A 25,610-nucleotide genomic window follows, 5' to 3' on the forward strand; every position below is an offset into this window, starting at 1 on the left:
GCAGAGCAGGGCGCCCGTCCACTGGCGCCCTGCCCTGCCTTGGGTTCTCCTAGCCGTTGGCGACTGGCTGAACCGCGTCAGGATGAAGCGCTGGGCTCTCCATTGCGGCCGCCATCATCGGGACGAAAGCCCCTGCATGGCCCGCGTCCCATGACGGAACAGCGCTTGCCAGCTGGGTTGCCAGGGCTGCGACTCCGCCGTCCGGAACCGCCGCCATTTCGTGGCCGGGCTGGTGCTGGACCGGCTCGGCGAGCTTGATGGCAGCACCGATGAGCTGGTCGAGGTCGGGCCCCTTGGCCCCGCCAGCCAGCGCATCGCTGAGCACCTGCTCAAGCGCCGGATTGTGCTGGATCGCTTCACCCTTGCCCATCAGCGCCGCCAGCTGGTCCGCACTCGGAAGCTGGATCTCGCCGCCGGCGAAGCTCGCCGGGGCAAGCACCGCCGCCGTGGCTGGCAGGCTGGTCCCGTGGTCGAGCGCCTGCAGCTGGGCGCCACCGTCGTCGGCATGCGCCACTTCGAGCTGCCGATGACCCGCATCGGCGAAGTGCTGGACCGGCTCGCCGACCGGTGGCTGCACCGGCGCCTTGGTCGCCGCCGCGGCGAGGTGATCGAGGGCCGGTTCGGCCGCATGCTCGATCGCCTGCGGCGCGGGGGCCGAGCCCACCGCCGGATGGCTGTCGTCGGCGATCGGCGATGCATGCTCGTCCTGCGGCGCGGGCTGCGCCGCGACCGGGGCCGAGGCGAGGGCGGCGGCGGCGGCGGCAGCCGCGACCAGCACCGCCGACGTGCTGTTCGCCGGCTCGGCCTGCTTGGCCGTCTCGATCGCCGCGCCGAGCTTGAAGATGGCGTCCTGCGCCAGTTCGGTGCTGCCGTTGCGGACGAAGCTGGTCGAGCCGACGATCGTCACGTCGCCGTTCGCCGCGGTCCCGACCACGCCGTCTCCGACGAGGTTGATCGAACTGATCCCCAGTTCGGCCAGGCTCTTCACCTCGCCGGCATCGGCGACACCATTCGAGTTCAGATCCTGCCAGACCGCGAACTTGGCGAAGTCGGCGTCATTGGCATCGAGCACGTCGCCATATTGGGCCCGCAGCGACTGGAGGTCGGTTGCCGACTGGCCGCCGAAGACGAACTCGCTCGAGCCGCTGACCGTGCCGTTGCCGTCGGCGTCGCGGACGAGGAGCCCGTCCTGCGGCCCCACCCACGCGGTCGCTTCCTTGGTGCCATCGCCGTTATAGTCATAGGCGACCAGTGCATCATGGCTAAGATAGCTGATCTGGCCATCGCCATTCATGTCGAGCGCCACCGGCGGCGAGCCGACCGGGTTGATCGTCGCGGTGATGGTCGCGTTGACGCTGTCGCCATCGGCGTCGGTGGCGATGACCGGCAGCACCTGGATGATCGGCGTGCCCGCCGAGACGGCGCCGATCTTGAAGATGCCGAGATCGAAGCTGCCCGTCAGGTCCTGGACCACGACCGCGTTGAACTGGGTCGTGTTGGTGTTGATCGCGTAACGATCCCCTTCCTGGACCCCCGCGAAGATCACCGAGCCGTCCGACTGGAGGGTCGCGGTGATCCCGAAGCCGACGGTCACGACCTGCCCGACCGTGGTCAGGTTGGCGCTGGCGGTCCCACCGGTCAGATAGTCCTGGACCGAGACGCTCTTCACCTGGACCAGCGTGCTGTCGGAGAAGCCGCCGGCCGGATCGCTGTCGGGCGTGCCCGACGCGGTCAGCGTGGTGTTGAGCGCATAGACCCGGAAGCTCACGACCTGATTCTGCGCACCCTGCACCTGCGGGATGAGCTGGTCGAAGTTCGTCGTTCCGACATGCGCGCCGTAGTTGAAGCCGGTGGCCGTCGCCGCGCCGCTGGTGAGGTTCGACACGAGGTCGATCCGCAGCGTCTCGCCCGGGTCCATCGACTGATTGGCCGTGCCGATCGAGTCGCTGTCGGTGTTCACCGTTTGGGACGTGCCGCCGAGGCTGCCCGACAGGAGGATGTCGGTGGGCGTCGTCGGATCGTCGGCGCCGACCCCGCGATAGAGGACGTTGCCCGCCGCCGAGCTCGTCAGGTTGGAGAAGGTGGTCTCCGTCCCGTTCGAGATGACATTCTGGACGTCGAACGAATAGGTCCCGTTCTGGTTGAGCGTAGTCGTGTAGCCGACGACGCCGCCCTGGGTCTGCGCCGTTAGCGTCGCCCCGTTGACCGAGTAATAGAGCGTCTGGCCGCCGACCGTGAGCGTCTTGCCGTTCTGGTCGGTCGCGACCTGGCCGTTCAGCGCCGCGCTGAACACCAGGCTGCCGAAGCCGTCGGCGCCGATGCTGAGGTTGAGGTTGCCCTGCACCGCCGGCGTGTCGCCGTTGGTGGTGGTCACCGACCCCGGCGTGAAGGGGCTTGGCGCATCGTCGTTGAACTCGATGCTGAGCTTGCCGGTGGTGACGACGTCGCCGTCACCGTCCTGCGCGCGATAGTTGAGGTCGACGAGGGCCGAAGCCTCGCCGCCGCCCGCCGCATGGAGGATCGGCTTGAGCAGGGTGAGCGTGTAATTGCCCGTCGCCGGATCGACCACGATCTGGAAGACCGGGCCACGGGCGCTCGTCGCGGTCAGCGTGCTGCCGCTCCAGCTGTAGGTCACCGTCTCGGTGCCCACGGTGCCGGTGGTGCCGTTGAGGTTGGCGAAGGTGATCGACGAACCGGCGGCGTCATTGCCCCAGTTGACGTTGATCTTGCCGTTGAACACCGCCTCGCTCGCCGAAGCCGGGGTCTCGCCGGCATTGGCGTCGATGTCGCCCGTCCCGCCCGCGATGCCGCCCGCGAGGCCGTCGTCGTCGACCTTGGCGACCGCGTTGGTGACTACCGGGACCGAGTCGGGCTGGAGGTTGATCGTCACCGTGGCGGTCGACTTGTCACCGTCGCCATCCTCGATGGTGTAGGTGAAGGTCGTGCTGCCTTCCTGGCCGGCGGCCGGGGTGAAGGTGAAGAGGCCGGTCACCGCATTGTAGCTGACCGTGCCGGCGGCGGGCTGGGTGAAGGTCACCTTGCTCGCGTCGGCGGTGTTGACCCCGTCGGCCCCGAACTTGTCGTTGCCGAACACGCTGAAGCTGACCGCCTGGTTCTCGGCGACCTGCCCGACCGTGTCGTTGGCCGCGGTCGGCACGTCGTCGACCACATCGACCTTGATAGTGCCGGTGACCGTGTTGCCGTTGGCGTCGGTCGCGACATAGGTGAAGGTTTCGGCCGCCGGCACGGTGTTCGCGCCATTGTTGGCCGCCGCCCCGACGATGTTCTTGGTCAGCGTGTAGGTATAGCTGCCGTCGGCCTTGAGCTCGAACTGGCCGTAGAGGCCGGTCACCGTCTGTGGCGTGTAGCTGATGCCCGAGCCGCCGGCCACGGCCAGCGTGCCCTTGTAGGTCTCGGTCGTCAGGCCCGGCTGCGAGCCCGTGACGAGGCTCGCGGCCAGGTCGTTCACGTCCTTGGTGGTGTCGAGCGCGGCCTCGTTGACGAGCGCGGTCTGGTTGTCGGCGACCAGGGTCACCGCCTTCAGATCGATCGTCAGCGTGGTGAAGCTCAAGTCACCGTCGCCGTCCCGGATCGTGTAGGTGAACACGTCGGTGGTATCGGCCGAGATGACGTTGGGCTTGGCGACATAAGTGTAGCTGCCGTCCGCGAAGAGCGTCAGCGTGCCCTTGGCCGTGACGATCGCGGTGCCGACGCCCGAGGTGCTGGCGACCCCGGTGTTGCCGGCGGCAATGCCGACGACCCCGCCGCCCGCGTCCTTGCCGTCGGCGCCGAACACGTCGTTGGCGAGCACGCCATTGGCCGCATTGACCGAGAGGGTCGCGCCTTCGCTGACCGAACCCGTATCGAACTTGGCGACCGGAATGTCGTCGACGATGCTGATCGTGATGGTGCCGCTGGCGCTGTCGCCGGTCGCGTCGGTGACGCTGACGGTGACGGTGTCGATGGTCGGATTGACCTCACCCTGGCCAGCCTGGATGAGCGCGGCCTTCAGCGTATAGCTGTAGCTGTAGGTCGTGACGCCCGCGACCGTGCTGACGCCGGTGATGGTCAGCGTGCCCTCGCCGGTGTCGAACGCCGCACCGTTGGTGACCGCGACGCCGCCGATGGTGACGCTACCGGTCTCGCCCTTCAAATCGACCTGGAAGGATCCGGTCGTGGTCTGGCTGCCGATCCCGTGCTGCACGCCGTCCGCGAGCCCGTCCTCGTAGACGGTACCGGCCGGGTTGGTGACGCTCGGGATGCGGGCGTCCTGGACGAGGTTGATGGTCAGCTGCGCGACATCGGTGTCGCCGTCGCCGTCCTGCATCAGGTAGCTGAAGGTTTCGCTCGTGACATTGGTCGGGATCGACCCGGTCTTGAGCGTGTAGACGTAGCTGCCATCGGCCTTGATCAACAGGTCGCCGTAAGTGCCGCTGATGGTGGTCCCGGCCGCGGTGACGGTGCTGAACGCCCCGCCAGCAGCCTCGGCGCCGGTGCGCGCACCGACCACGCTGCCCGGCTTGTCAGCACCGATGGTGTCCGCAGTGCCGTCGGTGGCATTGGCGTCGGTCCCGCCGATGCCGCTCAGGACATTGCCGTCGGCCTTGTTGCCAAGGCCCTCGGTGACGCTGTCGACGTCGTTGATGGCGGTGGGAACGTCATCCTTGATGTTGATCGTGATGGTGCCCTGGGTGCTGTTCCCGTTGGCATCCACCGCGGTGTAGGTGAAGACATTGCTGCCGCTCACGACCGCGCCGTCATTGGCCGCCGGGCTGGTCGTGACCGGCGAGGTCAGCGTGTAGGTATAGCTGCCGTTGCTGTTGAGCTGGAGGATGCCGTTGGCCCCCGTGGCCGGGCCTACCAGCGTATAGCTGGTCGCGCCAACGACATTGAGCTGCCCAGTGACCGTCTCGCCGGTCGAGCCCGGGTTCGAGCCCGTCGTGGTGCCTGCCGCCAGGTCCGCGCCGTCCTTGACGAGATCCAGCGCCGCCTCGTCGACCGTCTTGGTCTGGTTGTCGGCCGGGATGCTCACGTTGACGACGTTGATCGTCAGCGTGGTGGTGCTGGTGTCGCCGTCCGCGTCGCGGATCGTGTAGGTGAACAGGTCGGGCGAATTGGCCGTCACGCTGTTCGGGTTGGCGACATAATTGTAGCTGCCGTCGGCGTTGAGGATCAGCTTGCCGTAGAGGCCGTTGATCTCGGTCCCGACACTGCCGCTGACGTCGGTCGCCGAAGTGCCGGCCTTGACGCCGACCACGACCGCGCCATCGGCGCCCTGCGTGTCGGCACCCGCCGCCCCGCTGGTGGTGTTGACGCCCGAGATGACGTTGCCGTCGGTGGCCGAGCCCTCGTTGACGCTGTCAGTGTCGGCCCGCGCGGTGGGCGCGTCATCGACGATGGCGATGGTCAGCGTCTTGCTGCTCGAGTCGCCGTCGCTGTCGGTGACGGTGAACGGAATGAGCGCGCTGCTCGGGTCGCCGAGCGTGTTGTCGGCCAGCGTGTAGGTGTAGCTGACGCTGCCGATGCCGGTCGCGGCATTGAAGCTGATCCCGGTGACCACCAGCGAGCCCTTGTCGACCGTGATGGCCGAGCTCGGGAAGGTGCTGCCGAGGGTGAAGGTCTGGCCGCCGATGGTGACCGAGCCCAGCCCGTCGGGCGCGGTGAAGCCGATCGAGCCACTCGTCGCCTCGCGCGGATCGTCGTTCGCGCCGGGCGCCGCTCCCTCCACCGAGCCCTGGCTTTCGCCCGGACCGCGCGCGCCGAGCGCCGCTTCATAGACCACGGTGCCCGCCGTCCCCGCCACCGGCAGGGTGGTGGTGACGCCCTGGTCGTTGATCGAGATGGTGAGCGTCGCGCTCGAGACGTCGCCGTCGGCATCCTTGATGCCATAGGTGAAGACGTCGTTGCCGGTCAGCGGCGCATCATTGGCGCGAACGTAGCTGTAGCTGCCGTCGGCCTTGATCGTCAGCTGGCCGTACTGGCCGGTGATGACCGTCGTGCCGGCGACCGACACCGCCGCCGAGGCGAGGTTGTTGCTCGCCACCTGGTAGACGTTGGCGCCGTCGGCACCTTGCGTGTCCTTGACGCCGTCGGTCGCATTGGCGTCGCCGCCCGCGACATCGACGCCGGTGATGACATTGCCCGTCGCGGGATTGTTCGAATTGCCCACGCTGTCGACGTCGTTCACCGCGAGCGGCGCGTCGTCCTTGATCGTGATGTTGAGGGTGGCCGACTTGGAGTCGCCATCGTCGTCGGTGACGGTGATCGCGAAGGGCACCACCACGTCGCCCGGCTGGGCGCCGCCGATCGTGTTGTCGAGCAGGGTGTACTTGTAGAACACCTGGCCCGCGCCGGTCACGTCATTGTAGACGATCGAGGTGATCTCGAGCTTGCCGGTGGCGTCGCTGAAGACCGTTCCGGTGAAGGTGGCCGAGGGGATGCTGAAGCCCGCAACGACCAGCGAGTCGACCCCGTCGGGCGCGGTGAAGCTGAAGCTTCCCGACACGGCCTCGCGCGGGTCGACGTTCGAGCCGGCGGCCGAGCCCTCGGTCGAGCCGTTGGGCTCGCCGGGGCGGGTCCCGAGCGCCGATTCATAGACCAGGGTCGAGGCATCGCCGAGCGCCGGGACCGTGAGGTTCACCGGATTGTCGTTGATGCTGATGGTCAGCGTCGAGGGCGAGGTGTCGCCGTCGCCGTCGACCAGGACGTACGAGAACTTCTCCACCGCGACCAGCGGGTCGCCGTTGGTCCGGGTGTAGCTGTAATTGCCGTTCTGGAAGATCGTCAGCTGGCCATACTGGCCCTGGATGACGACGCTCGCGCCCGAGAGGACCGAGGCCGGCGTGGCGTTGTTGATGCTGCCGGCGGCGATCACTCGCGCGCCGTCCGCACCGAGCGTGTCCGCGCCCGCCGCGCCCGAGGTGGTGCCGACGCCGGTGATGACGTTGCCCGTCTCGGGGCCGGTGAAGTTACCGACGCTGTCGGTGTCGGCCCGCGCAACTGGCGCGTCGTCGACGATGGTGATCACGAGCGTGTCGCTCGCGACCGAGCCGTCGGCGTCGGTCACCGTGACGCTGATGTTGTCCTTGGTGTTGCCGCCGTCGGTCGCCTGGACGCCGATGGTGTTGTCCTTGAGGACGTAATCGTAGCCGATCGCGCCGGCGGTGATGCTCTTGATGGTGAGCAGGCCCTCGCCGGTGTCGATCACCTGGCCGACCGCGCTGACCACCGCGCCCTCGATCCGGACCACCGCCGGGGCATCGCCCTGCGTGTAGTTGATCGTGCCGCTGGTGGCTTCTCGGGTGTCGCTGTTGTTGGCCGCATCGCCGTCGGCGATCTCGCCCGAGCCGGCCGGTTCGGCGCCGCGCGCGGGCAGGCCCGCCTCGTAGACGACCGTGCCGGGCGCGCCCGCGTCGGGCGCATCGACGGTCGGCGCATTGTTGCCGATCGTGATCGTCAGCTTAGCGGTGTCGACGTCGCCGTCCGCGTCCTTGAGGGTGTAGTTGAAGACGTCGCTGACGCCGCCCGGCGAACCGGCGTTGCGGACGTAGCTGTAGCTGCCGTCCGCCTTGATCGTGAGCGTGCCATACTGGCCGGCGACCTGAAGATTGCCGTCCGCGTCGAAGCTGTCGTCGGCGCTGCCGCCGAAGCCGGTGACCGCGACCACCGAGGCGCCGTCCGCGCCCTGGATATCGGCGCCAGCCGCGCCCGAGGTGGTGCCCGCGCCGCTGATGACATTGCCGGTCTCGGGGCCATAGGCACCGGCGGCAAGCGCGTCGGTGTCGTCCTTCGCGTCGGGCGCATCGTCGACGATGGTGATGGTCAGCGTGTCGCTCGCGACCTGGCCGTCCTTGTCGGTGACCGTGACCGCAATGCTGTCGGTGGCGTCGCCGTTGAAGACGATATTGTCCTTGAGCGTGTAGCTGTAGGCGATCGCGCTCGGGGTCACGCCGGTGACGGTCAGCAGGCCCTCGCCCGTGTCGATCACCTGGCCGGCGACGCCGCTCACGACCACGCCGTTGATGGTGATGACCGCCGGACCGTCGCCCTGATTGACCGCGATGATGCCGCTGGTCGTCTCGCGCGGATCGTCGTTCGCGCCGGGGCCTGCGCCCTCGACCGAGCCCTGGCTCTCGCCCGCCCCGCGCGCGCCGAGCGCCGCTTCATAGACCACCGTGCCGGCCGCGCCGATGTCGGGCGCGTTCACTTCCGGAGTGGAGTTGCCGATGTTGATGGTCAGCGTCGCGGTGTCGCTGTCGCCGTCGCCGTCCTTCAGCGTATAGGTGAAGACGTCGCTGACGCCACCCGGCGTGCCCGGTGCACGAACGTAGCTATAGCTACCGTCGGGATTGATCGTGAGGGTGCCATATTGGCCCTGGACGATGATCTGTCCGGTGACGGGATCGCTGACCGGCGCATTCGCCGGCGCATTGTTGCTGGTCGCTCCGGTGACGCTCGCGCCGTCGGCGCCGACCGTATCCTTGCCGAGCGCGCCAGTCAGCGTGCCCTCGCCGCTAATGACATTGCCGGTCTCGGGCGCGAAGCTGCCTGCTGCGATGCTGTCGGTGTCGTTGCGCGCGTCGGGCGCGTCGTCGACGATCTTGATGACGAGATCGGCCGACGCGACCTGCCCGTCCTTGTCGGTCACGGTGACCGGAATGGTGTCGTTGCTGCTCGTGCCCGGGACAAGGACATTGTCCTTGAGCACATAGGTGTAGGTGATCTGCGTGTCGGTCTTGCCGGTGATGGTCAGCAGGCCCTCGCCGGTGTCGATCACCTGGCCGGGCGTGCCGGTCACGATCACGCCGTTGATCTTGATCTCGGCCGGACCGTCACCCTGGCTGAAGGTGATGGTGCCGCTGGTCGCCTCGCGCGGATCGCCATTGTCGCCGGGCGCGGCTTCCTCGCCCGAGCCCTGCGGCGTGCCACCGAGCGCGGCCTCGAAGACCGTGGTGCCGGGCGCGTCGGCGCCGGGGACGTTGAGCGTCGGCGGCGTGTTGCCAATGGCGATCGTCAGGGTCGCGTTGCTGGTGTCGCCGTCGGTGTCACGCAGGACATAGGTGAAGCTGTCGCTGACCCCGCCCGGCGTGCCGGCAAAGCGGACGTAGCTGTAGCTGCCGTCGGCCTTGATCGAGAGCTGGCCATACTGGCCGTTCACGACGAGGTTGCCGGCTTCGTCGAAGCTCGAGTCGCTGCTTTCGCCCGCGCTGATCTGGACGACCGAGGCGCCGTCACGGCCTGCCGTGTCCGCGCCAGCCCCGCCGGCGCCCGCTGCCGTACCGGCGCCAGTGATGACGTTGCCGGTCTCCGGACCGTAGGTGCCCGCGGCGACCGCATCGGCGTCGTTGCGCGCGATCGGACCATCGTCCTGGATCTGGAAGAAGCCCTTGCTCACGTCGAGGTTGCTCGACGCGGTGTCGCCGTCGCTGTCGGTGACCGTCTGGCGAACCACCAAGGCGCCGGTCGCGGCATTGAGGATCGCCGCTTCGTCGTAGCTCGTGCCCGCAACCGGGTTCCACACCGCCTGAAGCTGCGTGAAGGTGACCACGCCCGTCGCCGGGTTGATCGTAATGGTGAAGTAGTCGACCCCGCCGGCCGAGCCGGTGATCGTGTTCCCGCTCTGGTTGAGGACGATCTGCGCGCCCTGGCCGAGGCCGTCGCCATCGGCGGTGCTGACGTCGCCCGACTGCAGCGCGAAGAGCCCGCTCGCGACGTTGCTGCCGTTGAGAACGAGCGAATAAGCCGTGCTGCCAGCGCCGTCGGCGCCGTAGACCAGTACCGAGAAGCTGTTCGCGAAGCCCGCCGAGGCCGAGGCGAGGCCCGTCGGGGCCGAGCCGCCGCTGGTGTCGCTGCCGGCCGGCTGGGTCTCGTCGAGGACCAGGGTCGGGCGCGGGCCTTCGACGAGCAGGCTGCTCGAGGGACCGTCGTCCTTGAAGGTGACGAGGTTGCCGATCCCGGTCGAGGCCGAGGCGCTGTCGCCGTCGGCATCGCGGATCGTGATGGTGGCGTTGACCAGCCCGTTCAAGTTGATCGAATCGTCATAAGCCGCGGCCGTGCTGCCCGCGACCGGATGATCGAGCGCGACCGACTGCTGGACTGTCAGCTTGCCGTCGGCGCCGATGGTCAGGGTGAAGGCGGTCTTGACGCCGCTGCCGTCGTTATAGGTGCCGGTGATGACCGAGGCCGAGGTCTGGACCAGCGAGATCGGATAATCGCCCTGCGCGGTCTTGAGCGTGGTCGCCCCGCCGCCGACGACCGAGATCGAATAGCTGATGCCGTCGGTCGCGGCCTTGCCGTCGGCGCCGTAGCTGAGCCCGTTGCCCACGACGACCGCCGAGCTGCTGGTCGCGGAAATCGGGAAGCCCGACGGGGTGACCGCGCTGGTCTCGTCGAGCGTGACACCCGCGCCGCCGGCGACACCGGCGAGGACCGGTGTGTCGTCGTCGACATTGACCTGGAAGGTGCCCGCGGCGGTGTCGCCGTCGACGTCGCGCACGGTGTAGTCGAAGGTGAAGACGACGTTGTTCTCGTCGCCGCCCGCCGGATGCGCGATCGGCGCATTCTGCGTGACCGTATATTCGCCGCTCTGCGCGTTCAGCGTGACAGTGAGGACCGTGACGCCGTTCTGCTGGACGAGGAGCGAGCCGTTGGCGCCCGCCACATAGGTGAAGCCCGCCGGCGCACCGGTGGTCGCCAGTGCGAAGGTGAGCTGGCCGTCGCCGCCCGAGCCAGACAGCACGCCCGAGACGTTCACGCCATTGGGATCGTCCCCGATGCCGCCTGCATTGCCGCCGGCCAGCGCATCGTCGTCCATCTGGATCAGCGGGTTGGTGCCGACCTCGGGACGCCGGTTCGGCGCGACCGCGGTGTCGCGGAACTCGGGCGGGGTGTAGCCGAGCTGGGTCGGCGGCAGGAGGTCGCCGAGCGGCGTGCCCGGATCGAGCGGACGGACCGGCTCGATGAAATTGCCGCCGCTCGACTGCGGCACGCCGCTCGCCGGGCGCGGCTCCTGCTCGATCAGCAGGGCGGCGAGGTTGGTCGAGGGGACCTGGACGTCGTTGATGACGAGCTGCGGCACGAACACCGCGCCGTCGACGATCACCATCTGCGTGCCATCGGGCAGCATGATCAGGAGGTCGCGGCCGACGATCCGGATGTCGCTCAGCTCGACGCCCGCCGGAAGCACGACGACGCCGTCGGGTCCGGGGACGATGCGCTGGGCATTGGCCTGTACCACGGCCGGGGTCTTGCCGATTTCGATGGTGAGACGGGCCTGGCTGCTGGCGCCGGCGGCGTCGGTCAGGGTGTAGGTGAAGATGTCGCGGCTGTTCTCGGGCGTGCCGGCCTTGGCGGTGTAGCTATATTCGCCGCGCGGGGAGAGGCTGAGAATGCCGTGCTCGCCCTCGACCCGCAGGCGCCCGCCCTCGGCGCTGTTGTCGCTACCGCCGGCCCCGGCGACCGCGGTGATCTTCGCCCCCGAAGCGCTGTCCGCCCCGACCGCCCCGGTCTGGGTTCCCGCGCCACTGATCACATTGCCGGTCGCCGGACCGCGGTCACCCGCGGGCAGCTGGTCCGCATCGTCCCGAGCGATGGGTCCCTGGTTCTCGAACGAACCCGACAGCGAAGAATCTTCGTAGCGCATCTTTCACCCTTCGATTGGCCGGCCGGTGGTCCCCACCACCGGTCCCCAGTGCCCCGCGTTCATCGAAGGTTGGTCGAATGCCGTTCAACGGCGAAGGTTAACGACCGAGCCCGCAAAGACACGTGACGAGGAAAACAACCACGATAAAGGGGGGCAAGGCAAGTTTGGCCACGACTCCCGTCAAACTGGGAAGGGCGTTAACCTTCGCGCTTCTGGACGAAGCGCTAGTAGAGAAGTCTAATAAGCAGATGTTAGTCCGTTAACTTTCTAGTCGTCGCTTGCCTTTTCAACTGTCTTGTCTTGTTTTATTCTTCTAATACGCGCTTGCGATGTCAGATGAACGTCCGCGATGTTACGAGCTCCGGCTTCGTTACGCCAATCGTCAAGCGGCGTTTAGCTTTCGTTAAGCATCTTCGTTCAACGCGCGCACTGATCAATGTTGTGTCGGGACTGTAATGGATCGCGACCGCGAGAAAATTTGGCCGGGCGTCCCATAACGGGAAGAACGCCTATCGGCGGGTGAGTCGGCCTCGCGACTCGGGCGCGGGGGAACGGCAGATTCGCGCGAACCGCCGGAGTCCGCGGTCTGCCGCCGTCGAACCGCTGAAGCCCTATTCCCGCTCGCGCGTTCGCCTGCCATGCCCTGGCAGCCACGCCGATCCGATCGCCGCAAGAGCCTCGCGCTCGTGATCGCGTTGCATGTGGCGCTCGGCACGGCCTTGGTTATCGGACTGGCCGTTCAGCCACTCGCCCGGCGCGTGCCCCCGCTTGTCACCTTCGACGTACTCCCGCCGATCCGGCCGACGCCGCCGACCGAGGACCGGAAGGAGGGCGCAAAGGAGCGCGCCGGTGCGGCCGATCGTGAGGCCAAGCCCGCGCCAGTGGTTCTTCCGCAGCCATCCGTCCGCCTCCCCGCCCCCACACCGCTCGCGACCGCCGACGACAAGGCTCCGGAGACCGCGGCAGCGCCGAGTGCGGGCGCGTCGGCGAAGGCGGGGCCTGGTCAGGGCGCCGGTGGAAGCGGGACTGGCGTGGGTGGTGGTGGCACCGGCGGCGCTGGCATTGGCGCGGGTGCCGGTCTTGGCAGCGAGGCACGGCTCTTGTCGGGCAATCTTACCCGCGGCGACTATCGACGCATCCGCAACTTCGGCGCGCTGCGCGGCCAGGCCGTCCTCGCGCTGGAAGTCGGTCCCGCCGGCCGGCTGACGCGCTGCACGCCGCTCGCGTCATCGGGCGACGGCGCGCTCGACGAGGAATTGTGCCGCCTTCTGGCGCGCACCCGCTGGGAGCCGGCGCGCGACCGCGCGGGCCTGCCCGTGCCCGTGTCGCTCCGCTACGTCGCGACCTGGGACCGCGACTAGCGGCGGGCGAGCCGGGGCTGGGCGCGGGCGGCGCCGTCGCGCCCGTAGATGTCGTCGTAGACCGCGATTTCGCTGCCGCTCGGCACCGTCGTCAGATACGTGAGATAGACCGGCACCGGCGTCGCCAGCGGGACTTTCTGCTCGGGGGCCATGCCCTTGGCCTTGAGCGGCTTGCCGAACAGCCAGGCGCCAAGCCGGCTGGCCGCCTCGAGGCGGACGCAGCCGCCGCTGAACAGCCGCGAGGCCTCGCCGAACAATTCGTCCTGCGGGGTGTCGTGGAGATAGATGCCCTGCGCATTGGGGAACATGAACTTCATGTCGCCCATGCTGTTCGACGGACCGGGCAGCTGGCGCAGCCGCACTTCCTGACGGCCTGCGGCGATCGCCGACCAGTCGAGCCCGGCGGGATTGACCACCTTGGCGTTATCGGACCAGTCGGACAGCACCTGATAGCCCTTGGCCTTGAGGTAAGGCAGCCCGCCCTTGACCACGTTGGGCGCAATCCGCTCGGCCGCAAGGTCGCTGGGCACGTTCCAGTAAGGCCGGAGCGAGGCGTAGCGGATATAGGCCGCCATCATCGGCGTCGCATATTTGGGCTTGCCCACCACCACCCGCATCATGTCGACCGTCTGCCCGTTCTCGATCATGAAGAGGCGCTGGGCGGCGGCGTTCACCAGCACATATTTGCCGCTCGCCGGGAGGCTGCGGACGCGCTGCATGTTGAGCTGCACGAGCTGGCGGGTCCGCGGGTCGAGCGACCCGTCGGTCACCTGGCGACGCAGCTGCGCATAATAAGGGTGCATCCAGCCCATGTTGCGGACGAAGGCGTCCGGGTCGGGGGCGCTCGAGAGCGACCGCAGCAGCTCCGCGGCGGCAGGCGCTTGCGGCTTCAATTGCGGATCGACGTAGATGACGCCGACATTGGGCGCGCGGCGAAGATCCTGCGCGTAACGCACATAGGCCTCGCTCAGCGCGCGGTCGGCCCGGGCGACGGCGGCGGGGTTCCCGCCAAAGGCGCCGCGCACCAGTCGCGACAGTTCGCGGGTGCGATAGCGCTTGGGATCGAGGCCATCTACCTGCGCAGTCGAGAGCAGCCGGACGAGCTCGGTTGCGGCCTGCCCACCCTGATCCCTGAAGAAGATCGAGCCCGGAATCCGCACGGCGGCGACCTGCGCGGTCGCGGGCGCGGCGAGGCTCATCGGTGCGAGCAAAAGGCCCGCACAAACAAGTGCCGGGCGCATGACGCGCCCGGCACGAACGCCACTCAGAATACGCAAGTGGGTCATCAATTCTCCTTAGCCGCGCTCGCCGCTCCGGGTCGGCGTGCTCATCGGCTGCTGGTAGGTGCCGGCAGGCGCCTGGGTCTGGGCAGGGGCGCCCGGGTAATATTGCCCGTTCTGGACGTAACCGTCGACCCGGCCATCACGATCCTGGTCGGCCCAGATGGCGCCGGCGAGACCGCCAACCACCGCACCCGCAACCGCGCCCTCGAGGACGCTGACGCCCGGGATCAGCGCGCCGCCGACGGCACCGATCGCCGCACCGGCGCCGACGCCCGTGACGACACGGCCCGTGGTCGAATCCCAGCCGCTCGGCGCGCCCGAATAATATTGTCCGTTCTGGACGTAGCCATCGGCCACGCCGTCATTGTTGCTGTCCGACCAGACCGCGCCGGCGAGACCGCCGACCGCGGCGCCGACGGCGGCACCGGTGATGGCGCTCACGCCAGGAACGACGGCGCCAACCGCGGCACCGCCAACGGCACCCACAGCGGCGCCGGTGGCGGCGTCGGCGAGGGTGTCATTGCTGGTGGTGGCGCAAGCGCCGAGCGAGAGCGAGCTGGCAGCCGCCAGTGCGATCAGTGTCTTCTTCATATGCCTTCTCCCGTTGGTTTCCGGCGACCCGGCGGTTCGTGCCGCTAATCGGCACACCCCGCGCCACCGGCGCAGGAGAACAACCATGGTCAGCGCGGCAGCAACGCAAGGCTTTCGCAACCGGTTCCGGCCACGCAACAAGCCGCTCGATTCCAACGATTATTTGCTAATTAAGCAGCTTTGATGGCTGTGTGATGAACCCCTGTTCGCCCACCCCCGCCGGCATCCTCGCACGCCCTCGCCCGAGCCGCCTCCAATCCTCCTAAGATGGAGTGACGAACCGACCTTGCGAGAGCCTCGCCCGTGACCTTCCACCAGCGCATCCCATTCCCGCTCGGCGATGCCTGGCGCCTCAGGGAGGGCGAGGATCTGCGGGACTTCGATGCCCGCTCGCTTTCGCACCTCATCGCCGAGACGACCCGCGATGCCTTTGTCGCAGTCGATGGCGACAACCGGATCGTCTACTGGAACCGCGGTGCCGAGGTGACCTTCGGCTGGGCGCGCGAAGAGGCGATCGGCCAGTCGCTCGACATGATCATTCCCGACGCGCATCAGGCGGCCCATTCGGCCGGCGTCAGGCGCCTTGTCGAAGGGGGTGTACCCAAGCTTGTCGGCAAGGCCGTCGAGGTCCCTTCGCTCCGCAAGGACGGGACCGGCCTCCCCGTCGAGCTTTCGCTCACCATGTGGAGCGAGCCAGGCACCGATCGTCCGGCTGGCTTCGCCGCGATCATGCGCGACATCACCCGCCGCCGCGAGCTGGAGGAAGAGCGCAACGCCACCGCCCGCCGGCTCGAGGAGCAGATGGCCGCCGTCGAGGCATCGAATGACGGCATCGGGATCACCGACGCCGAGGGCATTTTCCTCTTCATGAACACAGCGCATGCGCGGCTATTCGGCTTCGACACCGCCGAGGAAGCGGTCGGGATCCACTGGAAGACGCTGTACGAGCCCGCAGAAGCCGAGCGGATCGAGGCCGAGGCCATGCCCGTCGTCATGGCGCACGGCGCGTGGCGCGGCGAAGCGCGCGGACGCCACCGCGACGGGCACGCCATCGAGCAGGAGATCACGCTCTCCGCCGGCGCCAACGGCGGGCTCGTCTGCACCACCCGCGACATCGCCGAGCGCCAACGCGCGCTGCGCGAACGCATCCAGGCGCGCGAACAATTGCTGCTCGCCGAACGGCAGGAGACGATCGGCCGGGTCCTGTCGGGCATGGCCCACGACTTCAACAATCTGATGGCGATGATCTCGGCCTCGGCCGCGACGCTCGAGGACGACAGCGGCGACCGAGTCGCCAAGGCGCACCGAATCCAGAGCGCCGCCGCGGCCGCCTCCAAGCTCCTTCACAAGATCCTCAAGCCCGAGCGCCGCGCCGCCGACCGCCAGGCCATCGACCTCGGCAAGGTCGTCCGCGAAGTCGCCGACCTCATCGAGGTCAGCCTCAGTCCCGGCCACGCCATCGACGTTTCGGTCCCCGCCGAGCCGGTCTCGATCCATGCCGACGAAAGCGAGGTCATGCAGGTGCTGATGAACCTGTGCACCAATGCCCGCGACGCGCTTCCGGCCGGTGGCGCCGGGCGGATCAGCCTCGCGGTCGATCTCGTCGACGGGGACAGCCTCGGCGCGACTCCGACCGTCGGGACCCGCCCGCGCGGCAAGGTCGCCCTCCTTCACGTCAGCGACACTGGCTGCGGCATCGCGGGCCCCGACCTCGCCCGGATCTTCGAACCCTTCGTCACCCACGGCAAGGCGCTCGGCACCGGGCTCGGCCTCGCGGTCGTCGCGCGGCTCGTCACCGAGGCAGGCGGCGCCATCTACCTCACCACCGGTCCCGCCGGTAGCAGCTTCGCCCTCGCGCTCCCCGCCGGCCCGCCCGGACGCGACGCCGGCCAGCCCGAACGCCGCCAGTCGCCGATCGACCTGTCGGGCCGCTTCATCATCTCGGTCGACGACAATCCCGCGCTCCTCGACCTCATCGCGGTCCACCTCGAGCGCGCGGGCGCCGAGGTCTGCCCTTGCCTGTCGCCACTCGACGGGCTCGAGGTGCTGCGCGACGAGGGCACCGCCTGGGACGCGATCGTGGTCGACTACGACATGCCCGAGATGAGCGGGGTCGACTTCGCCACCGTCGCCCGCCGGCTTCGGCCCGAGGTCCCCATCCTGCTCTGCTCCGCCGTCGCCGAGGACCTGATCCTTACCGCCGCGCAACGCGATCTCTTCGCCGCGATCATCTCGAAGAGCGCTCTCCACAAGAACTTGCCGCGTGCGCTCGCGTCGCTCTTGCCTGCGAGCCCGCCCACGGAGACCCGGACATGAAGCTCCTCGTTGTCGACGATCACGAAATGCTGCGCGATGCGCTTTGCGCCTATCTGCGCAACGATCCCGACTTCACCGTCGCCGAGGCCGAGGACGTCCCCTCCGCGCTTCGCACCATCCGTCGCGAGGGCGGGTTCGACATCGTCCTCCTCGACTTCCAGCTCCCCGGCATGGACGGGCTCGACGGCCTGCGCGAAGTCGTGTCGGCCAATGGCGGCCGCCCGGTCGCCCTCTTCTCGGGCACCGCCAACGCCGATGTCGGCGCGGCGGCGCTGCGCTGCGGGGCCGCGGCCTTCCTGTCGAAGACTATGCCGCTCGAGGAACTCAAGATCGAGCTTCGCAACCTCGCCACGGCGGGCCCGTCGCGCTGGGCGCCCGCCGGCCCCGAAGCCGCCGCCCCGACGGTCCAACTCAGCCCGCGCCAGCAGCAGGTCCTCGAAGGCATTCGCAGCGGTCGCTCGAGCGCCGACCTCGCGCGCGACCTCGGGCTTAACGAAGCGACTGTTCGGATGACGATGAAATTGCTGTTCGCCAAGCTGCGCGTCGACGATCAGGCCCGGACGGCCTGTTGAGCGCTTCGCAAGAAGAAGGAAATGCTGGCGGAGACGGAGGGATTCGAACCCTCGGTACGAGTAATCCCCGTACGGCGGTTTAGCAAACCGCTGGTTTCAGCCACTCACCCACGTCTCCGGATGCATCGGCAGGCAGGCGCTTAGCGGACGCTCCCGTGCCGTTCAACCTGTTTGCTGCGGAAGTGTCACGAAGATGGTCGCAACGGATGAACGGGTCGCTCGCATTCGTTCCTGCGATCGCCAACGGCCTTGATCCAGAGCAAAGGAAAATGTCGGAAAGCCGACACTGAAACTCGCCTAAGCCCTTATAAAATAAGCTATTGCTTCGGCTCGAAACGATAGCGTAATGCTTCGCGCCGCGGTGCTGTTACGGGCCGGGGGGCTCATCGCCAGTTTAGAGAGTGGGGGCAATGGATCTTCCTGGAGAGACGATTGGCGAGCCCAGCCTTGCGGCCGCCTTTACCGGTAACCGCTTGCTGGCCACGCTTGGCGAGAGCGATCGTGCGCGCCTGTCGCCCCACGCGCGCATTCTGACCCTGACCAGCGGCGAGGCCGTGCTCCGGTCGGGCGAGACGGTTCAGCAAAGCCTCTTCCCCTTCGACGGCTGCATGATCTCGCTGCAGCGCGAACTGGTCGGCTGCCGCTCGGTCGAGGTTGCGGCAATTGGCCGCGAGGGCGCCGTCGGCGGAATCATCAGCTGCGGCAAGGCGCCCGCTTTCACCAACGCCGTGGTGCAGTTGCCGGGGCCCGCCCTGGTCGTCCCGCTCGAAGTCCTCGAGGATGCCAAGAGCGAAAGCCCACACCTCAAGAACCTCTTCTGTCGCTATTCCGATGCGCTCCTCGCGCAGGTCATGCAGTCGGTCGCGTGCAATGCCTTCCACCCGATCGAGGCGCGCGCCGCCCGCTGGCTGCTCCACGCGCAGGATCGTGCGGCGGGCGACCGCCTCGCGCTGACCCAGGAGAGCCTCGCCGGCCTGCTCGGCGTCCAGCGCACCACCGTCAACGCGGTCGCGCGCGTCCTTCAGGAGCAGGGGCTCATCGCCTATCGCCGCGGCGCGATCCAGGTCATCGACCGCCCCGGCCTCCTGCGCGCGAGCTGCGATTGCTACCGCGCGGTGGAGGATCATTTCCAGGCCGTGCTCGGCGACGACGGCCGCGGCAAGGTCTGATCAGCCGGCGAGGCGCCAGCCGAGCGTCTCGCCCGCATGGAAAGGCACCAAGTCCGACCCCGCCGCCGGCAGCCGCTCGGGCACCGTCACCGCCGCGCGCTCGAGCGTCACCGTCCCCTCATTGAGCGGCAAGCGATAGAAACGCGGCCCGTGCTCGGAGGCGAACCCCTCCAGCCGATCGAGTGCACCTTCCTCGTCGAACACCGCCGCATAGCTTTCGAGCGCGAAGGGCGCGTTCCAGATGCCCGCGCAGCCGCAGCCACTTTCCTTGGCTTCCTTGAGGTGCGGCGCGCTGTCGGTGCCGAGGAAGAACTTGGGGCTGCCTGACACCGCCGCCGCGCGTACGGCCAGCCGATGCCGCTCGCGCTTCACCACCGGCAGGCAATAAGCGTGGGGCCTCAGCCCGCCGGCGAACAGCGCGTTCCGGTTAAGGTGCAGGTGCTGCGGGGTGATCGTGGCGGCAAGATTGGGCCCTGCCGCCATCACGAATTCGGCAGCGTCGGCGGTGGTGATATGCTCGAGCACGATCCGCAGATCGGGAAAATCGCGCAGAACCGGGGCCAGCACCCGCTCGAGGAAGACCGCCTCGCGATCGAAGATGTCGATCTCGGGATCGGTCACCTCGCCGTGGACGCACAGCACCATTCCGATCCGCTGCATGCGCTCGAGCGCCGCATGAATGTACCGGACATCGGTCACGCCGCTGTGGCTGTTGGTCGTCGCCCCCGCCGGATAGAGCTTGGCCGCGACCCACACGCCCTCGGCATGGCCACGCTCGAGCTCGTCGGGATCGATGCTGTCGGTCAGATAGCAGGTCATCAGCGGTTCGAAGCCCGGCCCCGCCGCTGCCCGGATACGCTCCCGATAGGCGCGCGCCGCATCGACGCTCGTCACGGGCGGCACGAGGTTGGGCATGATGATCGCCCGTGCGAACTGTCGCGCGCTGTACGGCGCCACCGCCTCGAGCATCGCGCCGTCGCGCAGGTGCAGGTGCCAGTCGTCGGGGCTGCGGATGGTGAGGCGGTCGGTCATGGGTCCCCGGGATCGTTCGCCCTGAGCGCAGTCGAAGGGCGGTTGGCGCTGGCGTGCTTCGACTTCGCTCAGCACGAACGAGGTCTGTTCTTTGGCGCCGCAGTCCTTAGCTAAGCTCCATGCCCCAGACCACCCTCACCGACCGCGCCCTTATCCGTCTCTCGGGCGAGGACGTTCGCGGCTTTCTCCAGGGGCTCGTCACCAACGACGTCACCGGCCCGCTTCCGGTCTGGACCGGCCTCCTTTCGGCGCAGGGCAAGTGCCTGTTCGATTTCCTCGTCTGGAGCGACGGTGACGACCTGCTGGTCGACGGCGAGGCCGAGACCATCGACGAGCTGGCGAAACGCCTGCGCATGTATCGCCTCCGCCGCCCGATCACGATCGAGCGCGACGAGGCGCTGGCGGTCCATTGGTCCCCGGATGGCGAGCAAGGTGTCGCCGACCCCCGCCTTCCCGCACTCGGTCGCCGCTGGTTGGCGCCGGCCGGCGAACCCGCCCTCGGCTGGCTGGCGCATCGCCTCTCCCTCGGCGTGTGCGAAGGCCGCGCCGAACTCGGCGATCTCCTCTGGCTCGAATGCAACGCCGCCGAGCTGAACGGCGTCAGCTTCACCAAGGGCTGCTACGTCGGGCAGGAAAATACCGCGCGGATGAACTGGCGGCAGAAGGTCAACCGCCGGCTCGTCGTCGTGCCCGCGGCCGAGCCCGGCCCGCGCGCCAAGGCCTATTATCCCGACCTTGGCCTTGCGGTGGAGCACCGCCGGGTCGACGACCTCGCCGGCCTGCCACTTCCCGACTGGCTCGCCGCCGCGATCGCCTAGGCGGCGGCCTCGCGCCGCCGTGAAGAAGCGATCCTGACCAGCGCGACGATGCCGATCCCCGCCCAGATCACGTTCAGCACCGCCGACGGCCACGCCTTGAAGTAGCCCGAGTTGATGATGAAGCCGATCGCCCCCAGCACGTTCATCGACTGATAGAGCGGCGACTTGGCATCGACCTTGCCCGCGGTCAGCAGCGCATAGCCGCCAAGGATCAGCAGAGCGGCGGCCCACCCTGCGATATCGACCAGCAGCTTTTCGGTCATGCCGCCAGCTTGCGCAGCACGTAGGGCAGGATCCCGCCGGCGTGGAAATATTCCAGCTCGTTGAAGGTGTCGATCCGGCAGCGCGCGACGATCGTGCGGCTGTGCCCGTCGGCCTCGGTCACCTCGACCTCGACGTCCTGACGCGGCTTGATCCCGGCGACGTCCTTGATCGTGAAGGTCTCCGACCCGTCGAGACCCAGCGACGCCGCCGTCTCGCCGTCGGCGAACTGCAGCGGGAGCACGCCCATGCCGACGAGGTTCGAGCGGTGGATGCGCTCGAAGCTTTCGGCGATGACCGCGCGGACGCCGAGCAGCACCGTGCCCTTGGCCGCCCAGTCGCGCGACGAGCCCGTGCCATATTCCTTGCCGGCGAGGATCACGAGCGGAACGCCCGCTTCCTTGTAGGCCATGGCCGCGTCGTAGATCGCTTCCTGCTCGCCGGTGAGGAGGTTGCGGGTGTAGCCGCCCTCGACCCCGGTCAGCATCTTGTTGCGGATGCGGATGTTGGCGAAGGTGCCGCGCATCATCACGTCGTGGTTGCCGCGGCGCGCGCCGTAGCTGTTGAACTCGGTCTTCGGCACCTGGCGTTCCATCAGCCACTTGCCGGCCGGGCTCTCGGCCTTGATCGAGCCGGCGGGCGAGATGTGGTCGGTGGTGATCGAATCGCCGAACACTGCCAGCGCGCGGGCCGCGTTGATGTCCTCGATACCCTTGGCGGTCATGCTCATCCCCTCGAAATACGGGGGGTTTGCGATGTAGGTGGAGGCCGCCGGCCACTGATAGGTGTCGCCGCCCGACACGCTCACCGCCTGCCAGCGCTCGTCGCCGCGATAGACGTCGGCGTAGCGGCGGCGGAACAGGTCCGAGTGGACGTGCGCGTCGATCAGCGCGCGGATCTCGTCGTTGGTCGGCCAGATGTCCTTGAGGAACACGTCCTGGCCGTTCTGCGCCTTGCCGATCGGCTGGCTGGTGATGTCGCTGCGCACCGTTCCGGACAGCGCATAGGCGACGACCAGCGGCGGGCTGGCGAGATAATTGGCGCGGCAGTCGGGGCTGACCCGGCCCTCGAAGTTGCGGTTGCCCGACAGGACCGAGACCGCCACGAGATCCTGCTCGTTGATCGCCTGGCTGATCGGCTCGGGCAGCGGGCCCGAATTGCCGATGCAGGTGGTGCAGCCGTAACCGACCGTGTTGAAGCCGATCGCGTCGAGATGCTCCTGAAGCCCGCTCGCCGCCAGATAATCGCTGACGACCTGGCTTCCGGGCGCGAGGCTGGTCTTGACCCACGGCTTGCGGGTGAGGCCGAGTTCGTTCGCCTTCTTGGCGACCAGGCCGGCCGCGATCAGCACGCTCGGGTTCGAGGTGTTGGTGCAGCTGGTGATGGCCGCGATCACGACGTCGCCGTTGCCGAGGTCATGATCCTCGCCCGCGACCGCGACGCGCGGATCATCCGCCTTCTTGTAGGTGTCGGCGAGCTCGGCGTTGAACTGGTCGTCGACTTCCGACAGCACCACCCGGTCCTGCGGACGCTTGGGACCCGCAAGGCTCGGGACGACACTGCCGAGGTCGAGCTCGAGCGTGTCGGTGAACACCGGCTCGGGCGTCGAGGCGTCGCGCCACATGCCCTGCGCCTTGGCATAGGCCTCGACCAGCGCGATCCGCTCCTCGTCGCGGCCCGACAGGCGCAGATAGTCGATGGTGCGGTTGTCGATCGGGAAGAAGCCGCAGGTGGCGCCATATTCGGGCGCCATGTTGGCGATGGTCGCGCGGTCGGCGAGCGTCATCGCGTCGAGGCCCGGACCGAAGAATTCGACGAAGCGGCCGACCACGCCCTTGGCGCGAAGCATCTGGGTGACGGTCAGCACGAGGTCGGTCGCGGTGATGCCTTCCTTGAGCTCGCCGGTCATGCGGAAGCCGACGACTTCGGGGATGAGCATCGACACCGGCTGGCCGAGCATCGCGGCCTCGGCCTCGATCCCGCCGACGCCCCAGCCGAGCACGCCGAGGCCATTAACCATCGTCGTGTGGCTGTCGGTGCCGACCAGCGTGTCCGGATAGGCGATCTCGGCGCCGCTCTGGTCCTTCGAGGTCCAGATCGTCTGGCTGATATATTCGAGGTTCACCTGGTGACAGATGCCGGTTCCCGGCGGCACCACCTTGAAGTTGTCGAAGGCCGACGAGCCCCACTTCAGGAACTCGTAGCGCTCGCGGTTGCGGGCATATTCATAAGCCACGTTGGCATCGGCCGCCGTCGGCGTGCCAAATTCGTCGACCATGACCGAGTGATCGATCACGAGGTGCACCGGCACCAGCGGATTGATTTTCTGCGGATCGCCGCCGAGCTGCTTCATCGCGTCGCGCATCGCGGCGAGGTCGACCACCGCGGGCACGCCGGTGAAGTCCTGCATCAGCACGCGCGCCGGGCGATACTGGATCTCGCGGCTGATCCGCCGCTCCTTCTGCCAGTCGGCCATGGCCTGCAGATCGTCGCGGGTGACCGTGACCCCGTCCTCGAAGCGCAGGAGGTTCTCCAGCAGGACCTTCATCGAATAGGGCAGGCGGCTGACGTCGCCGAGCGCCTTGCCGGCCTTCTGGAGGTCGTAATAGGCGTAGCTTTTGCCACCGACCTCAAGGGTCGAGCGGGTGCCGAGGCTGTCCTGGCCGGTCGGAATCATGCGGAAAATCTCGCTTCAGACTGTGGGATTGCGGTCGCCCTTAGCAAGGCTTTCGAGGGGCCGCAAAGGGCCGCGCAACTTCGTCAGTGACCGTCGCCTACCCGCTCGATCGCGCGCTTGGCCTTCTCGCCGTCGGCAATGTCGTTGGTCCGCTTGGCCGCTTCCTCGACCAGTTGCTTGGCTTCGTGGCGAAGCTCGCGGATTTCCTCCTCGTCGAGCTCTTCCTCGATCCCCGCGAGCTCGTTGCGCGCCCGGCGCGTCGCCTTGATCAATTCATCGAGCTTGGCATGCATCGCCACGTCGCGACGATGGGCCTCCTGCTCGCGGTCATATTGCCCGTTCAGCACCATCTGGGTGAGCGTGATGGCGAGGATCGACAGCGCCGCGGTCAGGCCGTCGGCATGGAAGCCCAGCAGGAACCAGCCGGCACAAAAGACGATGACCCCGATCTGCATCGCAGGATGCGCGAAAAGCCGGCTCATGGCGTCCGAGAAGCGGTCGCCGATCCGGACCATGATGTTCTTTTCGGTGGCCATTGCGGCCCCTCAACGATCCGAGTCCCCCAAATGTTGCGTCCGATCTGGGGAAGAGTTGACGCCGGAGGGAACAAGCCTGTGCCCTGGGGGTTGAGCAGAGTCTGGCGCGCCTTGCGCGCGCATCATTCGTGATGAGTGGGGAAAGCGAATGCCGTTCACCAGCTCTGCCTTCGACCGCCGTCTCGCCGCTTTCGAGCGGGCCGAGCAGGGTCGCTTCGGTCGCCCGCTCGGTGACGACAGCCTCGCCCGCGTCGCGCTTGCCCGCCGCATCGCCCGCGCCGTCTCGCCCGCGGTCGCCGACCCCGCCACCGTTTCGCGGGGCTCGGGCTTCCTGCTCCAGCGCTAGATCCAGCCCCGCCGCTTCAGGATCATCAGCGGCACCACCGCGCTCAGCAGCATCAAGACCAGGGACAGGGGATAGCCGTACGGGTCCTTGAGCTCGGGCATATATTCGAAGTTCATCCCGAATATCCCCGCGATCAGCGTCGGCGGCAGGAACACCACCGCCATCCAGCTGAACAGTTTCATCGCCGCATTCTGTTCGATCGAGATCAGCCCCAGGCTCGCGTCGAGCTGGAAGGTGAGATCGTCCCCGAGATAGCCCGCGTGATCGAGGAGCGCGGTGACGTCGGTCTGCAGGCTCGCCAGATGCGCCCGCGCTCCCTGCGCGTCGGGCTGCTGCATCCGCTCGCTTCCGCCAAGAAAGCTCAGGAGCCGGAGCGTGCTGACATTGGTCTCGCGAACCCGGCCCAGCAGGCTCTGCGCCCGTCCGATCCGCGACAGCAAGGCGGTGAGGTTCTTCGCCGGAATCCGCCGCTCATCCTCCTTGTCGGCGAAGATCTTGCGTGACAGCGCCTCCATCTCGGCCCCCGACCGCTCGAGCTCGTCAGCCGTCCGGTCGACGATCGCGTCGAGCAGGCGCATCAGCACCGTCAGCGCGTCGCGCGCGAGGTCGGGCCGCCGCCGAACGTCCTGCGAGAAAGCGCGCACCGGCTTGGGGCTGGCATAGCGCACCGTCACCAGCCGGTTGGCCGTCAGCACGAAGGCGATCGGATCGGTCGTCGGCATTCCGTCCTCGACCCCGCACAAGGTGCTCAAGGTCATGAACAGGACCCCGCCTTCCTCATAGAGACGGCTCGACGGCTCGATCTCGACCATGTCGTCACGCGTCGGAATGGCAATTCCGAGCAGTTTCTCGACCGCCTGCTCTTCCTTGTGCGTCGGTTCCTCGAGATCGATCCAGGTGACCGTCTCGGGAATGGTCTCGCCATGTTCGGTCTCGACGAGGCTTCCATCGCAGGCAGGACCGTAGGTGCGCAACATGAGGCGGAGCCTTGCCGCTGCGACACGCCT

General features: G+C 68.0%; 14 protein-coding genes and 1 tRNA gene. 6 read left to right on the forward strand and 9 right to left on the reverse strand.

All coding sequences use genetic code 11. The features are described 5' to 3' along the window. Positions 1 to 49 precede the first annotated feature (49 nt). Positions 50 to 11,641 carry an Ig-like domain-containing protein gene (locus ABD693_RS03030; RefSeq protein WP_344695519.1) on the reverse strand — a complete coding sequence of 3,864 codons (11,592 nt, stop codon included), beginning with the start codon at positions 11,639 to 11,641 and terminating at the stop codon, positions 50 to 52. 638 nt (positions 11,642 to 12,279) lie between these two features. On the opposite strand from ABD693_RS03030, the gene ABD693_RS03035 reads away from it, so the two are divergent. Next, positions 12,280 to 13,002: an energy transducer TonB gene (locus ABD693_RS03035; protein WP_344695520.1), complete on the forward strand. Its 723-nt coding sequence runs from the start codon at positions 12,280 to 12,282 to the stop codon at positions 13,000 to 13,002. On the opposite strand, the gene ABD693_RS03040 is transcribed toward ABD693_RS03035, so the two are convergent. Both ABD693_RS03040 and ABD693_RS03045 read right to left on the reverse strand, forming a co-directional pair. Beyond that, positions 12,999 to 14,243, reverse strand: a complete 1,245-nt coding sequence (locus ABD693_RS03040) for a L,D-transpeptidase family protein (RefSeq protein ID WP_344695521.1) — start codon at positions 14,241 to 14,243, stop codon at positions 12,999 to 13,001. The two genes, ABD693_RS03035 and ABD693_RS03040, sit on opposite strands and share 4 nt — an antisense overlap. Before the next feature lie 54 nt (positions 14,244 to 14,297). Continuing rightward, the gene (locus ABD693_RS03045; RefSeq protein ID WP_344695522.1) at positions 14,298 to 14,876 is read right to left on the reverse strand and encodes a YMGG-like glycine zipper-containing protein; all 579 of its coding nucleotides are present in this window, start codon (positions 14,874 to 14,876) and stop codon (positions 14,298 to 14,300) included. Positions 14,877 to 15,179: 303 nt separating this feature from the next. Here ABD693_RS03045 and ABD693_RS03050 point away from each other — a divergent pair, with 303 nt between their 5' ends. Then, positions 15,180 to 17,192: a PAS domain-containing hybrid sensor histidine kinase/response regulator gene (locus tag ABD693_RS03050; RefSeq protein ID WP_344695523.1), complete on the forward strand. Its 2,013-nt coding sequence runs from the start codon at positions 15,180 to 15,182 to the stop codon at positions 17,190 to 17,192. Continuing rightward, the gene (locus ABD693_RS03055; RefSeq protein WP_344695524.1) at positions 17,189 to 17,764 is read left to right on the forward strand and encodes a response regulator transcription factor; all 576 of its coding nucleotides are present in this window, start codon (positions 17,189 to 17,191) and stop codon (positions 17,762 to 17,764) included. The genes ABD693_RS03050 and ABD693_RS03055 overlap by 4 nt, the downstream gene beginning before the upstream one ends. Positions 17,765 to 17,789: 25 nt before the next feature. Here ABD693_RS03055 and ABD693_RS03060 read toward each other — a convergent pair. Next, a tRNA-Ser gene (locus ABD693_RS03060) sits at positions 17,790 to 17,882 on the reverse strand. 292 nt (positions 17,883 to 18,174) lie between these two features. On the opposite strand from ABD693_RS03060, the gene ABD693_RS03065 reads away from it, so the two are divergent. Further along, positions 18,175 to 18,933: a Crp/Fnr family transcriptional regulator gene (locus ABD693_RS03065; RefSeq protein WP_344695525.1), complete on the forward strand. Its 759-nt coding sequence runs from the start codon at positions 18,175 to 18,177 to the stop codon at positions 18,931 to 18,933. On the opposite strand, the gene pyrC is transcribed toward ABD693_RS03065, so the two are convergent. Next, positions 18,934 to 19,965, reverse strand: coding sequence for a dihydroorotase (pyrC, locus tag ABD693_RS03070; protein ID WP_344695526.1), 1,032 nt, complete (start codon positions 19,963 to 19,965; stop codon positions 18,934 to 18,936). A 119-nt stretch (positions 19,966 to 20,084) separates the two neighbouring features. Between pyrC and ygfZ the strand changes: the two genes are divergently transcribed. Continuing rightward, positions 20,085 to 20,783, forward strand: a complete 699-nt coding sequence (gene ygfZ / locus ABD693_RS03075) for a CAF17-like 4Fe-4S cluster assembly/insertion protein YgfZ (RefSeq protein WP_344695527.1) — start codon at positions 20,085 to 20,087, stop codon at positions 20,781 to 20,783. Here the strand turns inward: ygfZ and ABD693_RS03080 are convergent. The 3 genes from ABD693_RS03080 to ABD693_RS03090 form a co-directional block, all read right to left on the reverse strand. Continuing rightward, complete coding sequence (locus ABD693_RS03080; protein ID WP_344695528.1) at positions 20,780 to 21,046, reverse strand: CBU_0592 family membrane protein; 267 nt, start codon at positions 21,044 to 21,046, stop codon at positions 20,780 to 20,782. The genes ygfZ and ABD693_RS03080 overlap by 4 nt on opposite strands. Then, complete coding sequence (gene acnA, locus ABD693_RS03085) at positions 21,043 to 23,721, reverse strand: aconitate hydratase AcnA (RefSeq protein WP_344695529.1); 2,679 nt, start codon at positions 23,719 to 23,721, stop codon at positions 21,043 to 21,045. Before acnA ends, ABD693_RS03080 begins: the two co-directional genes overlap by 4 nt. Before the next feature lie 83 nt (positions 23,722 to 23,804). Then, a complete protein-coding gene (locus ABD693_RS03090) occupies positions 23,805 to 24,257 on the reverse strand; it encodes a low affinity iron permease family protein (RefSeq protein ID WP_344695530.1) in 453 nt (150 codons plus the stop codon). A 148-nt stretch (positions 24,258 to 24,405) separates the two neighbouring features. Between ABD693_RS03090 and ABD693_RS03095 the strand changes: the two genes are divergently transcribed. Further along, positions 24,406 to 24,603, forward strand: coding sequence for a hypothetical protein (locus ABD693_RS03095; protein WP_344695532.1), 198 nt, complete (start codon positions 24,406 to 24,408; stop codon positions 24,601 to 24,603). Here ABD693_RS03095 and ABD693_RS03100 read toward each other — a convergent pair. Continuing rightward, positions 24,600 to 25,580, reverse strand: a complete 981-nt coding sequence (locus ABD693_RS03100; protein ID WP_344695533.1) for a magnesium transporter CorA family protein — start codon at positions 25,578 to 25,580, stop codon at positions 24,600 to 24,602. The two genes, ABD693_RS03095 and ABD693_RS03100, sit on opposite strands and share 4 nt — an antisense overlap. Between the last annotated feature and the right edge of the window lie 30 nt (positions 25,581 to 25,610).

It is taken from the genome of Sphingomonas rosea, from assembly GCF_039538065.1.
GTDB lineage: Bacteria > Pseudomonadota > Alphaproteobacteria > Sphingomonadales > Sphingomonadaceae > Sphingomicrobium > Sphingomicrobium rosea.

Excerpts from the sequence above, each read along its gene's own strand:
- ABD693_RS03090 (WP_344695530.1), bottom strand. The coding sequence starts at position 24,257 with ATGGCCACCGAAAAGAACATCATGGTCCGGATCGGCGACCGCTTCTCG.
- ABD693_RS03030 (WP_344695519.1), bottom strand. The coding sequence starts at position 11,641 with ATGCGCTACGAAGATTCTTCGCTGTCGGGTTCGTTCGAGAACCAGGGA.
- ABD693_RS03040 (WP_344695521.1), bottom strand. The coding sequence starts at position 14,243 with ATGCGCCCGGCACTTGTTTGTGCGGGCCTTTTGCTCGCACCGATGAGC.
- ABD693_RS03035 (WP_344695520.1), top strand. The coding sequence starts at position 12,280 with ATGCCCTGGCAGCCACGCCGATCCGATCGCCGCAAGAGCCTCGCGCTC.
- ABD693_RS03065 (WP_344695525.1), top strand. The coding sequence starts at position 18,175 with ATGGATCTTCCTGGAGAGACGATTGGCGAGCCCAGCCTTGCGGCCGCC.
- ABD693_RS03055 (WP_344695524.1), top strand. The coding sequence starts at position 17,189 with ATGAAGCTCCTCGTTGTCGACGATCACGAAATGCTGCGCGATGCGCTT.
- ABD693_RS03100 (WP_344695533.1), bottom strand. The coding sequence starts at position 25,580 with ATGTTGCGCACCTACGGTCCTGCCTGCGATGGAAGCCTCGTCGAGACC.
- pyrC (WP_344695526.1), bottom strand. The coding sequence starts at position 19,965 with ATGACCGACCGCCTCACCATCCGCAGCCCCGACGACTGGCACCTGCAC.
- acnA (WP_344695529.1), bottom strand. The coding sequence starts at position 23,721 with ATGATTCCGACCGGCCAGGACAGCCTCGGCACCCGCTCGACCCTTGAG.
- ygfZ (WP_344695527.1), top strand. The coding sequence starts at position 20,085 with ATGCCCCAGACCACCCTCACCGACCGCGCCCTTATCCGTCTCTCGGGC.
- ABD693_RS03080 (WP_344695528.1), bottom strand. The coding sequence starts at position 21,046 with ATGACCGAAAAGCTGCTGGTCGATATCGCAGGGTGGGCCGCCGCTCTG.
- ABD693_RS03095 (WP_344695532.1), top strand. The coding sequence starts at position 24,406 with ATGCCGTTCACCAGCTCTGCCTTCGACCGCCGTCTCGCCGCTTTCGAG.
- ABD693_RS03045 (WP_344695522.1), bottom strand. The coding sequence starts at position 14,876 with ATGAAGAAGACACTGATCGCACTGGCGGCTGCCAGCTCGCTCTCGCTC.